The 13,408-nt window shown below is 70.8% G+C and carries 10 protein-coding genes and 1 pseudogene; 4 read left to right on the top strand and 7 right to left on the bottom strand.

Going from position 1 to position 13,408, the window contains the following annotated elements:
* Positions 1 to 55 precede the first annotated feature (55 nt).
* The gene (locus EEJ31_RS11720; protein ID WP_233563868.1) at positions 56 to 430 is read left to right on the top strand and encodes a DUF4870 domain-containing protein; all 375 of its coding nucleotides are present in this window, start codon (positions 56 to 58) and stop codon (positions 428 to 430) included.
* 160 nt (positions 431 to 590) lie between these two features.
* Here the strand turns inward: EEJ31_RS11720 and hemW are convergent, their stop codons facing one another.
* Genes hemW through lepA form a run of 3 tightly spaced genes read right to left on the bottom strand, consistent with a single transcriptional unit; the run spans position 591 to position 4,318 of the window.
* Positions 591 to 1,817, bottom strand: coding sequence for a radical SAM family heme chaperone HemW (gene hemW, locus EEJ31_RS11715; protein ID WP_123046477.1), 1,227 nt, complete (start codon positions 1,815 to 1,817; stop codon positions 591 to 593).
* Between the two features lie 4 nt (positions 1,818 to 1,821).
* A complete protein-coding gene (locus EEJ31_RS11710; protein WP_123046476.1) occupies positions 1,822 to 2,463 on the bottom strand; it encodes a DUF1990 family protein in 642 nt (213 codons plus the stop codon).
* Between the two features lie 4 nt (positions 2,464 to 2,467).
* Entirely contained in the window at positions 2,468 to 4,318 is a 1,851-nt protein-coding gene (gene lepA, locus EEJ31_RS11705) for a translation elongation factor 4 (protein ID WP_123046475.1), read from the bottom strand.
* Positions 4,319 to 4,402: 84 nt separating this feature from the next.
* On the opposite strand from lepA, the gene EEJ31_RS11700 reads away from it, so the two are divergent.
* Together EEJ31_RS11700 and rpsT are read left to right on the top strand one after the other, a co-directional pair.
* Positions 4,403 to 5,134, top strand: coding sequence for an alpha/beta fold hydrolase (locus EEJ31_RS11700; protein WP_233563867.1), 732 nt, complete (start codon positions 4,403 to 4,405; stop codon positions 5,132 to 5,134).
* A gap of 140 nt (positions 5,135 to 5,274) precedes the next feature.
* Positions 5,275 to 5,535, top strand: coding sequence for a 30S ribosomal protein S20 (rpsT, locus tag EEJ31_RS11695; protein ID WP_123046474.1), 261 nt, complete (start codon positions 5,275 to 5,277; stop codon positions 5,533 to 5,535).
* Positions 5,536 to 5,701: 166 nt separating this feature from the next.
* Here rpsT and holA read toward each other — a convergent pair whose 3' ends face one another.
* The 4 genes from holA to leuS form a co-directional block, all read right to left on the bottom strand.
* The gene (gene holA / locus EEJ31_RS11690; protein WP_123046473.1) at positions 5,702 to 6,745 is read right to left on the bottom strand and encodes a DNA polymerase III subunit delta; all 1,044 of its coding nucleotides are present in this window, start codon (positions 6,743 to 6,745) and stop codon (positions 5,702 to 5,704) included.
* Between the two features lie 27 nt (positions 6,746 to 6,772).
* A complete protein-coding gene (locus tag EEJ31_RS11685; RefSeq protein WP_148040183.1) occupies positions 6,773 to 9,325 on the bottom strand; it encodes a ComEC/Rec2 family competence protein in 2,553 nt (850 codons plus the stop codon).
* The gene (locus EEJ31_RS11680; RefSeq protein WP_123046471.1) at positions 9,322 to 10,002 is read right to left on the bottom strand and encodes a helix-hairpin-helix domain-containing protein; all 681 of its coding nucleotides are present in this window, start codon (positions 10,000 to 10,002) and stop codon (positions 9,322 to 9,324) included. The genes EEJ31_RS11685 and EEJ31_RS11680 overlap by 4 nt, the downstream gene beginning before the upstream one ends.
* A gap of 89 nt (positions 10,003 to 10,091) precedes the next feature.
* Entirely contained in the window at positions 10,092 to 12,650 is a 2,559-nt protein-coding gene (leuS, locus tag EEJ31_RS11675) for a leucine--tRNA ligase (RefSeq protein ID WP_123046470.1), read from the bottom strand.
* 219 nt (positions 12,651 to 12,869) lie between these two features.
* On the opposite strand from leuS, the pseudogene EEJ31_RS11670 reads away from it, so the two are divergent.
* A pseudogene (locus EEJ31_RS11670) lies at positions 12,870 to 13,408 on the top strand (hypothetical protein); the annotation flags it as partial.

The following is a 13,408-nucleotide window of genomic DNA, read 5'->3' as shown; positions in this document are numbered from 1 at the left end:
CTACGCTGTTCGCAACACGCCCCGGCAGCTCGCGGGGCCCGTCGAAGGAGACATCATGGCTGACTACCCTCCCCCGCCGCAGAACCCGTACCAGGCGCCCGCACAGATGAGCCCGGCAGACGAGAAGCTCTGGGCGACCCTGATCCACGTCGGCGGGATTCTCTTCGGCTTCCTCCCCGCGCTCATCGGGTACCTCGTGCTCAAGGACCGCGGGCCGTTCATCCGCGAGCACGCGGCGACCGCGCTGAACTTCCAGCTGACGCTGCTGATCGCCTACATCGTGGGCGGCATCCTCACCCTCGTCTTCATCGGCCTGCTCGTGCTGTTTGCCGCCTGGGTGCTCGCGATCGTCTTCGGGATCATGGCCGCCGTGGCCGCGAACGAGGGCCGGCGCTACACCTACCCGCTGAGCATCCCCTTCTTCAGTTAGGCCCCGCCACCCTCCTTCGCTCCTCACTCGTGTGTTGGGGTGGCCGCGGTGCGCCGCTCCTGGGTCCTGCCCCGAATTCAGCGCCCCTGGGACGCTGAACTACGAACAGGGACGGCCACTGTGCGTGCGCAGCGGTCAGGAAGCGGACGGGGCTCGAGGCTCAGTCGGGGAGGAGGCGGCGCACGACGGCGTCGGCGAGGAGCCGGCCGCGCAGGGTCAGCACGATGCGGCCGGCGAACGCATGGCGGGGGTCGATGAGCTCGTCGGCGATGAGGCCCGCCACGGCGGCCCGTCCGGCGGGCGCCAGCGATTCCACGGCGAGGCCCTCGCGGATGCGGCTCCCCAGCAGCACGCGCTCCACCTCACGGGTGGCGTCGTCGAGGGTCTCGCGCCCGGCGGCGGGCGAGTGCCCGGCCAGCACGCGGTCGGCATAGGCCGACGGATGCTTGACGTTCCACCAGCGCACGCCGCCCACGTGGCTGTGGGCGCCCGGCCCGATGCCCCACCAGTCCTGACTGCGCCAGTAGGCGAGGTTGTGTCGTGACTCGTGCGCGGCATCCGTCGCCCAGTTGCTCACCTCGTACCAGCCGTAGCCGGCCTGGTCGAGCAGCTCGTCGGCGAGCTCGTAGAGATCGGCCTGGTGGTCTTCGTCGACGGGCGCCACCTCGCCGCGCCGGATCTGCCGGGCGAGCTTGGTTCCGTCCTCCACGATGAGCGAGTAGGCGCTGATGTGGTCGGGCCGCTGCGCGATGGCGTGCTCGAGGCTGGTGCGCCAGTCCTCGAGCGACTCGCCGGGCGTGCCGTAGATGAGGTCGAGACTCACGTCGAGGCCGGCCTCACGCGCCCACTGCACCACAAGCGGAATGCGCTCGGGGTCGTGCGTGCGCTCGAGCGTGGCGAGCACCCGCGGCACGGCGGATTGCATGCCGAACGAGACGCGGGTGAAGCCGGCCGCGGCCAGCGAGTCGAGGTACTCCCTGTCGACGGAGTCGGGGTTGGCCTCGGTGGTCACCTCGGCGCCGGGCGCGAGCCCCCAGGTGCGTTCCACCGCCTGCAGCATGCGCACCAGGTTCTCGGCGGGCAGCAGCGTGGGCGTCCCGCCCCCGAAGAACACCGTCGCGGCCGCGCGGGGCAGCACGCCGGAGTCGGCGAGGATGCGACCGCCCGCCTCGACCTCGAGGATCGCCTGGCTGGCGTAGTCGCTCTGCTTCACGCCGCGGAGTTCGGTGGCCGTGTAGGTGTTGAAGTCGCAGTACCCGCAGCGCACCCGGCAGAACGGCACGTGCAGGTAGACCCCGAAGTCGCGGCTCGCCGCGTCGAGACCGGCGGATGCAGGCAGCAGGCCGTCGAGGGGCGCCGGGTCGGCGAGGGGCAGGGCGCTGGGCATCGGGCTACGCGGCGCCGGCCGGGTGCAGCGCCCGGAGGTACCGTCTGGTTGCCTTGTCCTGCAGGTGGCGCAGCAGCGGCGCCGCCAGCCGGTGGTACCACTCGCTCCCGCGGTAGAAGGCCCGGATGGTGAGCCAGACGGAGTCGTCGTCGAGGTGCTCCACGATGAAAGATTCCTCGCCGCTCACCGGGTGCCCGTGCATGGTGCCGTAGGCGAAGCCGATGCGGGTGGCCTCGTCGATGACGTAGACGACGCGCACCGGGGCGGTGACCGTGAACGGCCCGAGCGGGAGGCCGAGCTTCGCGGTCATGCCGTTGGTGATGTACTCGGTGCCGTCGTCGGGCAGCACCGACTCGGTCACGTGCACCTGCTCGGCGGCCGGCGTGCCGTCCTCGTTGAAGATGATGCCCCGGTACTCCACGCCCGTGCCCGGCTGGATGTCGGTGACGTCGATGCCGCTGCCGCGCTGCACGCCCCACGTCATGAGCGCGGTCGCCGCGCGCGTGAAGCGGTCCTCGCCGCTGCCGAGTCGCACCGTCTTCTCCATGGGGTGCGTGCCGGGCGGCGGGTACTGCAGGAGGTCGGGGGCGAGGGTGCCGCCGATGGCGCCGTAGGTGACGCCCGACCCGGTGAAGGTTTCGCGCATCCGTTTACTTCTTTTCTTTCTTCTCGGTGTCACCGCTCAGGGCGGCGATGAAGGCCTCCTGGGGAACCTCGACGCGGCCGACCATCTTCATGCGCTTCTTGCCCTCCTTCTGCTTCTCGAGGAGCTTGCGCTTTCGGCTGATGTCGCCGCCGTAGCACTTGGCCAGCACGTCCTTGCGCATGGCGCGGATGCTCTCGCGGGCGATGATGCGGGCGCCGATCGCCGCCTGGATGGGCACCTCGAACTGCTGCCTGGGGATCAGCTCGCGCAGCCGCCCGGTCATCAGGGTGCCGTAGGCGTACGCCTTCTCGCGGTGCACGATGGCGCTGAACGCGTCGACCTGCTCGCCCTGCAGCAGGATGTCGACCTTGACCAGGTCGGCCTCCTGCGAGCCGATGGGCTCGTAGTCGAGGGAGGCGTAGCCGGCGGTGCGGCTCTTGAGCTGGTCGAAGAAGTCGAAGACGATCTCGCCGAGCGGCATGGTGTAGCGGATCTCGACGCGGTCCTCACCGAGGTAGTCCATGCCGAGCAGGCTGCCGCGGCGGCCCTGGCAGAGCTCCATGATCACGCCGACGTAGTCCTTGGGGGCGAGGATCGCCGCCTTCACGACGGGCTCCTCGACTTTCTGGATCTTCCCGGACGGGAACTCGCTCGGGTTGGTGACGGTGACGGTCTTCTTGTCCTCGGTGGTGACCTCGTAGATCACGCTGGGGGCGGTGGCGATCAGGTCGAGGCCGAACTCGCGCTCTAAGCGCTCGGTGATGATCTCGAGGTGCAGCAACCCGAGGAACCCGCAGCGGAAACCGAAGCCGAGGGCGACGGATGTCTCGGGTTCGTAGACGAGCGACGCATCGGAGAGCTTCAGCTTGTCGAGCGCCTCGCGGAGGATCGGATAGTCGCTGCCGTCGATCGGGTACAGGCCGGAGAACACCATGGGCTTGGGCTCGGTGTAGCCGGGCAGCGCCTGGGTGGCGGGCTTGGACGCCGTGGTGACGGTGTCGCCGACCTTGGACTGCCGCACGTCCTTCACGCCAGTGATGAGGTAACCCACCTCCCCCACGCCGAGGCCCTTGCTCGGTGTGGGTTCCGGGGAGCTGACCCCGATCTCGAGGATGTCGTGCGTGGCACGGGTGGACATCATCTGGATGCGCTCACGGGGTGCGAGCGCGCCGTCGATCATGCGCACGTAGGTGACGACGCCGCGGTAACTGTCGTAGACCGAGTCGAAGATCATCGCCCGGGCCGGGGCGTTGGCATCGCCGGTGGGAGCGGGGACGAGCTCGGTCACCCGGTCGAGGAGCTCGCTGACGCCCTCACCGGTCTTGCCAGACACGCGCAGCACGTCGTCGGGGCTGCCGCCGATGAGGCTGGCCAGCTCCCGGGAGTACTTCTCGGGGTCGGCCGCGGGAAGGTCGATCTTGTTCAGCACCGGGATGACGGTGAGGTCGTTCTCGAGCGCGAGGTAAAGGTTCGCCAGCGTCTGCGCCTCGATGCCCTGCGCCGCGTCGACGAGGAGGATGGCGCCCTCGCAGGCGGCGAGCGAGCGCGACACCTCGTAGGTGAAGTCCACGTGACCGGGCGTGTCGATCATGTTGAGGGCGTAGGTCGACCCCGAAAGCTCCCACGGCATCCGCACGGCCTGGCTCTTGATGGTGATGCCGCGCTCGCGCTCGATGTCCATGCGGTCGAGGTACTGGGCGCGCATGGCCCGTTCGTCGACGACGCCGGTGATCTGCAGCATGCGGTCGGCGAGGGTGGACTTGCCGTGGTCGATGTGCGCGATGATGCAGAAATTACGGATGAACGCGGGGGCGGTTGCGGCCGGTTCCAACGCCTGCTGAGCTCTGGGTGACATGATCTGGCAATTCTCCCATGCCCTGCGGGCGATTCCGGCCCCGGCGCCCAGGCGGCGGTGCGGCCGGCTGGGTAGGCTGCGCCCATGACGACGACCGTGCCGATCCTGCTGGTGCACGGCATCCGCACGTCGGCGAGCATGTGGCGTCACCAGGTCGAGGCGCTCTCCGGCGACGGATGCCGCGTGCTCGCGATCGACCTGCCGGGTCACGGCCGGCGGATCGATGAACTGTTCACGGTGGAGGCAGCGTTGGCCGCCATCGACGCCGGGGTGAGCGAGCTGGCCGGCGAGCACGGGCGGGTCTTGCTCGTGGGCCTCTCGCTCGGCGGCTACTACTCGATCGCGTACGCGGCCGCCCACCCGGAACGCCTGGTGGGACTGGTCGCGGCCGCCTGCTCGACCGTGCCGTCGGGGCCGGGGCTCACCGGGTACCGTTTCCTGGCGCGGCTCATCCACCGGCTGCCTGACCACGGGCTGTGGCTCAACAACCTGATGGTGCGGCGGATGCTCCCTCCCGCGGGCGCCGAGGACGTGCTGGCCGGCGGGGTGGCCCTGGAGGTGATGGATCCGGGGTTGCAGGCGACCGGCACATTGCATCCGCTGGACGACTTGGCGCGTTACCCGGGGCCGGTCTGGCTCGTGAACGGCCGGTTCGACCATTTCCGCCTGAACGAGCGGCGGTTCCTGGCCGCGTGCCGCCACGGGCGCCTGATCGTCATCCCGGGCGCCCCGCACCTGGTGAGCCTCGCGCAACCGGCACGGTTCACTGCGGTGCTGCGTCAGGTGGCCGCGGAGCTCGCCTCGGAGGTGACGTAATTCCCGGGCCCGACGAATAGCTGGTATTGTTGATTCTTGGCTTGCGTGTTGGGTCCCACCCCTGCACGAATTCGCCGTGAAGCGCCCCTCTACCGCTTGACGGCAACGTCCAAAACATTCTCGAACGAAAGCGTACAAACGTGGCAAACATCAAGTCGCAGATCAAGCGAATCGGCACCAACAAGAAGGCCCAGGAGCGCAACAAGGCCGTCAAGAGCGAGTTCAAGACCGCGATCCGCGCGACCCGCGCCGCGATCGCCTCCGGCGACAAGGACAAGGCTGTCGCCAGCCTCGCCTTCGCGTCCAAGAAGCTCGACAAGGCCGTCAGCAAGGGTGTCGTGCACAAGAACCAGGCCGCCAACAAGAAGTCGGCGATCGCCAAGGCCGTCTCCGCCCTCTAAGGCACACCAAGAAAGCCCCCGGCGCACGCCGGGGGCTTTTTTGTACGCCTGCACCGTTGGCATCCGCTCGACGAATTCGCGTTGCGCGGGTCGGACGCCGTTGCGCGGGATGAATTCAGCGCGCGCAGGGGCGTTCACCCCGCGCAACGGGTGCGGGGCGAGCGGGTCAGCGGAATTCGCCGCGCGCGGCGATGATGCCGATCAGCCGTTCGAGCGCGAACACGGGGTCGCGGCCGCCACCCTTGACCTCGGCATCCGCTGCAGCCAGTGCCTCGATGCAGCGGGCCAGGCCCTCGTCGCTCCAGCCGCGGAGGTCGCGCTGCGCCCGCTCCACCTGCCACGGCGCGAGGCCGAACTGCGATGCGAGCTGGCCGGAGCCGCCGCGGGCACCGAACAGCTTCGCCATAGTGCGCACCTTGCTGGCGAAGGCCGCGACGATGGGCACCGGGTCCGCGCCCGACGCCAGCGCGTGACGCAGCGTGATCAGGGCCTCCCCGTGGCGCCCGGCGATGGCGGAGTCGGCGACCTTGAACGCGTTGGTCTCCACGCGGCCGCCGTAGTAGCGCTCGACGGTGACCTCGGTGATCTCGGCGCTCGCGTCGGAGATGAGCTGCTGGCAGGCGGCGGAGAGCTCCGCGAGGTCGTCGGCGAACGCCGCGACCAGGGCGCGCAGGGCGCTGGCCGTGACCCGCTTCCCGGCCACCTGGAACTCGCTGGAGGCGAACTCGTACTTCTCGGTGTCCTTCTTGAGCTCCGCGCACACGATCTCGATGCCGCCGCCCTGTCCGGAGCGGATGGCGTCGAGGAGCTTCTTGCCGCGCACGCCGCCGCCGTGGCGAAGCACCACGTAGGTGTCGTCGGCCGGCTGCTGGAGGTACTCGAGGGCCTCGGTGAGGAAGTCGTCGCTGCACTTCTCGACCGACCAGGCCCGGATCATCCGTGGTTCGCCGAACAGCGACGGGCTGGCCAGCGTGAGCAGCTCGCCGGGCGCGTAGCCGTCTGCCTGGATGTCGTTGACCTCGAGGCTCGGGTCCTCCAGGCGCAGGAAGTCGCGCAGCTGCCGAATGGCGCGCTCGGCGAGGAACTGCTCGGTGCCCGACACCAGCACGATAGGGGCGGGGCGCACCTGGTTCCAGGCCAGCTGCGGGATCGTCGCCTTCGCCTTGCCGGCAACGGATGCGTTTGATCGGGCGGCGGTTCGCTGGGCCATGGAGTCCTTTCGACTGCTGCGCCCAGTTTACCCGGGCTGCACCGACGTTCCGCTGGTGGTCAGGGCGGGCGGCGCGCGCTCCGACCAGACGCGGAGTGCCCCGCCCTCTCCCCCGGGCGCCACGAGGATCATGCCGCACTGGTCGGTGCGGAGGGCACGGGTGCCGGAGGCGCGGAGCATGCCGAGCAGGCTCCGGGTGGGATGCCCGTAGCCGTTGTCGACCCCCACCGAGATGAGGCCGACAGTCGCCTGGAGGCGCCGGTACAGCGCCGCGCTCTGGTCGGCGGAGCCGTGGTGCGCGACCTTCACGACGTCGACCGGTGACGGCGACGCGGCCGCCATCATCGCCTGCTGCGCGTCTTCGCCGAGGTCGCCGAGAAAGATCGAGCGGATGCCCCGGCCCTCGAAGGTCACGGTCACGCTGGCGGGATTGCCTGTGATGACGGGCACCGCGTCCCGTCGTGGCCACAGGACCCTCCAGCGCAACCCGCCGAGGGTCCCGCTGTCGCCGGCGCCCGCCTCGCGCACGGTCGCGCCCGCGGCGGCGAGTCGCGTGTGCAGGCGCTCGTCCTGCGCGTTCTCAGGGGGGCCGACGAGAACCAGGCCGACCTTGCCGATCACCGCCTCCACGCCTCCGACGTGGTCGAGGTCGTAATGCGTGAGCACGAGCAGGTCGATGTGGGTGATGCCGAGGGTGGCCAGGCAGGTGGTGAGCAGGGCCGGGTCCGGCCCGACGTCGACGAGGGCGTGGGCGTCGCCGTCTCGCACGAGCACCGCGTCTCCCTGGCCGATGTCGCAGGCGGCGATCTGCCAGTCGTTGGGGAACCCGCGCGCCCGGGCCCATCCGGAGCCGAGCAGCGAGCCGGCGTAGGAGCCGGCGAATCCGAGCAGCAGGACCGCGGCCAGAGTCACCCACCGGCGGTTCCCGGCGGCGTTTCCTCGCACCAGGACGATGATCAGAGCCACCGTGACCGCCAGGCAGGCGACGAATCCGAGGATGCCCTCCGGCCAGGGCAGCTGGCTGCCCGGCAGCCCCGCACAGGTGGTCGCGACGGCGGCGATGAACGCCGAGGGCAGCCAGGCCAGGTGCAGGATGCCGGCGGCGACGCCGGGAAGAAGCGGGAGCAGCAGGCAGGCGATGAGCCCGAGCACGGTGGCGACCGGCGCCGCGGGCGCGGCCAGCAGGTTGGCCGGCACCCCGTAGAGCGGGAGCGCGGGGGTCAGCAGCACCAGCACGGGCTGGCACGCGAGCTGCGCCGCCGCGGGGATGGCGATGACCGTTGCCAGCCAGCGCGGCATCCACCGGGCGAGACTGCGGGCGAGCGGCGCGGCGAGCACGAGCAGCCCTGCCGTGGCCAACACGGAGAGCGCGAACCCGTAGTTGCGGGACAGCCACGGGTCGACGACCAGAAGGGCGATGATCGCGAGGGCGAGGGCCGGCACACCGCCGGCGGGGCGCCCGAGCCCGTAGGAGGCGAGCACGATGACGGCCATGAGACTCGCGCGGAGCACGCTGGGGTCCGGCGTGACCAGCACGACGAAGGCGCCGAGCACGAGCAGGGCCAGCGCGATCCGCGCACCGCGGGCCAACCGCAGCAGCGCCGCGCCGAGCATGACCGCCGCGATGACGACCGCGCAGTTCGCGCCGGACACGGCGGTGAGGTGGCTGAGCGAGCTCTGCTTCATGGCCACGTCGAGGTCGTCGCCGACGGCGCTGGTGTCGCCGATGGCGAGCCCGGGGAGGAGGGCCGCGCCGTCGCCCGGGAGTCCTGCGGCCGCGGCCGCGAATCGGTCTCGCACGGGCGACGCCCAGGACAGCCATGCCGGCGGCGCCGCGGTGACGACCGGCGGGTCGCGCCCGAACAGGAGTGCCGCCGTGGAGTCGCCGGGCGCGGTCGCCGTGAGAGTGCCCACCATCCGCACGGTGGCGCCGATGGCGAGGCCGCGCGGTGTCTCCGGCGGGGAGGGGACCATCACCAGCACCGGCATCGACAGTGCCCCGGCGTCTCCGGCATCACCGCTGCTGCCGTCGCCGCTGCTACCGGCGCCGCTGCTGGCGTCGCTGCTGGCGCCGCCCGCGAGCCGTAGGCCGGTCACGCGTCCCCGGAAGCGGAGCGTGTCGCCGCCGGGCGAATGACGGGTCTCCGGCGTCGAGGACAGCACGACCTGCACGTCGACCCGGTTGTGACGGGCGGCCGCGACGTGCGCCAGGACGGGGAAGCGGTGAGGCTCGTCGACCGCGACGACGGATGCGACGAGCGCGCCTCCTGCGAGGCTGACGGTCACGACGGCGAAGGCGGCCACGTTCCACACCCGCCGACCGCGCCGCCCGCGCCGACCCTGCAACCGCCGACCCTGCAACCGCCGACTCTGCAACCGACGACCCTGCGGCTCCCGACCCTGGCGTTCGCGACGCGCCTGGCGCCTACCGAGAACGAGCCCACCCGCAGCGGTGCCGGCCGCCGCCAGCCAGCAGGCGACGGCGACAACGCCGGCTGCCCCGGGGACGCCGACGAGGCATCCGGCCACGACCCAGGCCGCCGCGGCAGGAACGGCCAGTCGCAGGTCGAGCGGCCTCACACCGTCACCTGCCCGGCGAGGGCCTCGAGCGTCTTGTCGCCGATACCGGTGATGCTGCGCAGGTCGTCGACCGACGCGAACGGCCCGTTCGCGTTGCGATAGTCGATGATGCGCTGTGCCATGGCAGGGCCGATGCGGGGCAGTGTCTCGAGCTCGGCGATGGTTGCGGTGTTGAGATTCACGGGAGCATGGACGCCGCCCGCCCCGGCCCCGCCAGCCCCACTCGCACCGCCGGCCGCGCTCGCACCGGCAGGCGGTGCCCGGGTCTCACCGACGGAGGGAACATAGACCTGCTCGCCGTCGCTCACCGGTCGGGCCAGATTGATGCCGGCCGGATCGGCCCGTGCGGTGAGGCCGCCGGCCGCCGCCACGACGTCCATGACCCGCGCACCGGCGCGTACTTCGAAGAGCCCGCTACGACGGACGGCGCCGAGCACGTGCACGAAGATGGTTCCCGCGACCGGCGACGCAGGCGGCGCCGTCGCTGCGACCACCGCGGGCGGCCCGGTCGGGGCGACGACCTGCGCAGTGGGCGCCGACGCGAACGCCGACACGAGCACCGCGGTCACGAGCGCCACGATCAGCAGGACCACGGCCGCGCCAATGCCGAGGCGCACCCGTGGCCGGGCGCGCGCGTCGAGCCGGGCGAGCGGATCCGGCGGCGGGCGGGAGTCCATTCCGGCAGGCTAGGCCGCGGGGCCCGCCCGCCACCGAGCCCGTGCCCGATCGGTGGACAACTCCCCCGGCACTGCGGCTGGGGAGGACGCTACGGCTTGGTGACGATGCTCACGAGGCGCGGCGCCCGCACGATGACCTTGACCACCTGGCGCTCCCCGATGGCGCGGGTCACGGCAGCGGATGCCCGGGCCTGCTCCTCGAGGTCGGCGTCAGCGATCGTCGGCGCGACCTCCAGGCGGTCCCGCACCTTGCCGTCCACCTGCACCACCGCGGTGACCGACTCCTCGACCAGGAGGGCCGGGTCGGCGGTGCGCCACGGCACCAGCGCGACGGCGGGTTCGTGACCGAGGTGCTGCCACATGTCCTCGGCCGTGTACGGCGAGAACAGGTTGAGCGTCAGGGCGGTGACCTCTGCGGCTTCCCGCACCGCGGCATCCGCTGGGCCGACGCCGGAGTCGATCGCCTTGCGGGTGGCGTTCACCAGTTCCATCAGGCGCGCGACGACGACGTTGAACTTGAACGCCTCGACCAGCCCCGGCGCGTCGGCGAGGAACCGGTGGGTGGCCCGGCGCAAGGCCTGGTCGCCTGTCGCGGGGTCGGCGCCCGGCGCGCTCGTGACATCGCGCGCGATGCGCCAGGCGCGGGCGAGGAACTTCGCCGATCCGACCGGCGAGACGTCGGCCCAGTCGATGTCGTCCTCCGGCGGGCCGGCGAACGCCATGGTGAGCCGCACGGCGTCGACGCCGTGTTCCTCGAGCTGCTGGCTGAGCTGCACGATATTGCCCTTGGACTTGCTCATCGCGGCGCCGTCCATGAGCACCATGCCCTGGTTCAGCAGGGCCGTGAAGGGCTCGATGAAGGTGATGTAGCCGAGGTCGTAGAGCACCTTGGTGATGAAGCGGGCGTAGAGCAGGTGCAGGATGGCGTGCGTGACGCCGCCGACGTACTGGTCGACCGGCGCCCACCTCCTCGCCTCCGCCGGGTCGAAGGCCTGGGTGTCGTCGTTGGGGTTCAGGAACCGCAGGTAGTACCAGGAGCTGTCGACGAAGGTGTCCATGGTGTCCGCGTCGCGGCGCGCGGGCGTGCCGTCGATGGGGTTGGGAACGTTCACCCAGTCGGTGGCCGCGCCGAGCGGCGAGGTGCCCTTGGGTTTCAGGTCGAGACCCTCGGTGGGCGGCAGCAACACGGGCAGCTGGTCCTCGGGAACGGGGATTTCGCTGCCGTCCTCGCCGTGGATAATCGGGATGGGCGTGCCCCAGTACCGCTGGCGGGAGATGAGCCAGTCGCGCAGCCGGTAGTTCGTGGCCGCCCGACCGGTGCCGCGCTGTTCGAGCAGCTCGATCATCCGGGCGATGGCGTCACCCTTGGTCAGGCCGTCGAGCTCGCCGGAGTTGACGAGACGGCCCTCACCCGCGAGGGCCACACCGGTGACGGCCGGGTCGGATGCCGCGGGGTCGGCTTCGCCGGCGGCATCCGTTGTGTCTGCGCCTGTGGTGTCTGGGCCTGTTGTTTCAACGACGACGCGCACCGGCAGTCCGAACGCGAGCGCGAAGTCGAGGTCGCGCTGGTCGTGGGCCGGAACGGCCATGACGGCGCCGTGCCCGTAGTCGGCCAGCACGTAGTCGGCGGCCCAGATGGGCAGGCGCTCCCCGTTCACCGGGTTGATGGCGTAGCGGCCGAGGAAGACGCCGGTCTTCTCGCGGTCGGTGGCCTGGCGTTCCATCTCGGTGCTCTTCTGCACCTGCACCAGGTAGTCCTGGAAGGCGGCCTGCACCTCGGGTGTGGACCCGGCCGCGAGCTCGGCGGCGAGGTCGGCATCGGGCGCGACCACCATGAAGGTGGCGCCGTGCAGCGTGTCGGGACGGGTGGTGAACACGCTGACGGGCTCGTCACGGCCCTCGATGGCGAAGTCGACGTCGGCGCCCTGGGAGCGGCCGATCCAGTTGCGCTGCATGCTCAGCACCTTGGCGGGCCAGTGCCCCTCCAGCTGCTGCAGGTCGTCGAGCAGCCGGTCGGCGTAGTCGGTGATCTTGAAGTACCACTGGGTCAGCTTCTTCTTCACCACGACGGCGCCGCTGCGCTCGGAGGTGCCGTCGGGCAGCACCTGCTCGTTGGCGAGCACGGTCTGGTCCACTGGGTCCCAGTTCACCCAGCTGTCTTTGCGGTAGGCCAGGCCCTTCTTGTACATCTGCAGGAACAGCCACTGGTTCCACTTGTAGTACTCGGGGTCGCTGGTGTGCAGCTCGCGGTCCCAGTCAAAGGATGCCGCGTAGAGCTTCATGCTCTTCTTCTGCTGCTCGATGTTGTCGTAGGTCCAGCCACGCGGGTCGATGCCGCGCTTGATGGCGGCGTTCTCGGCGGGCAGGCCGAACGAGTCCCAGCCGATCGGGTGGAGCACGTTGAAGCCCTGGTGGCGCCAGTAGCGGGCGATGACGTCGCCGAGCGCGTATGCCTCGGCGTGGCCCATGTGCAGGTCGCCGGAGGGATAGGGGAACATGTCGAGCACGTACTTGCGGGGGCGGGTGTCGTCCGGGTCGCTGGTCGCGAACGGGGCGAGGTCCTCCCAGACCGGCTGCCATTTCTTCTGGATGGTGGCGAAGTCGTATTCCTCGCCCTCGGCGGCGCTGGTGTCGTGCTCGTGTTCCACGTGACTCTCATTCGGTGGGGTGATCGGGAGAGCGTCGTCGCTCGGACAGGCGCCCGGAGGCCGCCCAAGCTTCTAGGCTACTCAATTCGCGCGGCCACCCGTGCCGGGCCGCCGCCGTCGGCGCCGTGGCGGTTCCTCCCCAGGTCTTGGTCGAAAGAAGTTGTGCACAGATTGTCGTCTGTAGCTTCTAATGTCGGTGGCTGCTGTGATGATTGAGGCATGCTCAGCATAGAAGCTGTCTACACAGGCCTCACCGGCACCCTCGCCGGCCACGCGCTCACGGCCGCGTCGTTCGACCAGGTCCCCGACGCGGAGCTCGAGGCGACGATGGCGGCGATGACGGGTTTTCAGCGGATGGTTGAGGCCCACGTCGCGTTGGGGGCTGCGGCCCTCGCGAAACGGTCGGCTCCGGAGCTCGGGCAGAACGGGCTCGCGTGGCAGAAGGGCCACGCCTCGCCGGAGGCGTGGCTGCAGACGATTTCCGGCTCCTCCAAGACCGCCGCCCGCCGGCAGGTGGCCGTGGGACGGATGATGGCCGAGGCCGAAGCCGCTCACAACCTCAACGAGCAAGCCCAGGAGCACCCCGAGGACGAGGTCCTGGCCCGGCTCGCCATCGACGCGCGGCCGTGGCACGCCGCGCTCGGGGACGCGGTCGCGGCCGGGCGAATCGGCGCGGAGACCGCCGCCGGGATCCGGCACGGCCTCGGCGAACCGGCCGAGGGCGTCACCGAACAGGCGTTGGCTGAGGCGTTGGCGGC

Origin of the sequence: Cryobacterium tepidiphilum (assembly GCF_003716325.1) — a bacterium.
GTDB classification, from domain to species: Bacteria; Actinomycetota; Actinomycetes; order Actinomycetales; family Microbacteriaceae; genus Cryobacterium; species Cryobacterium tepidiphilum.
Note: the sequence above shows the minus strand (reverse complement) of the source record. Positions and strands in the feature narration are given on the sequence as shown.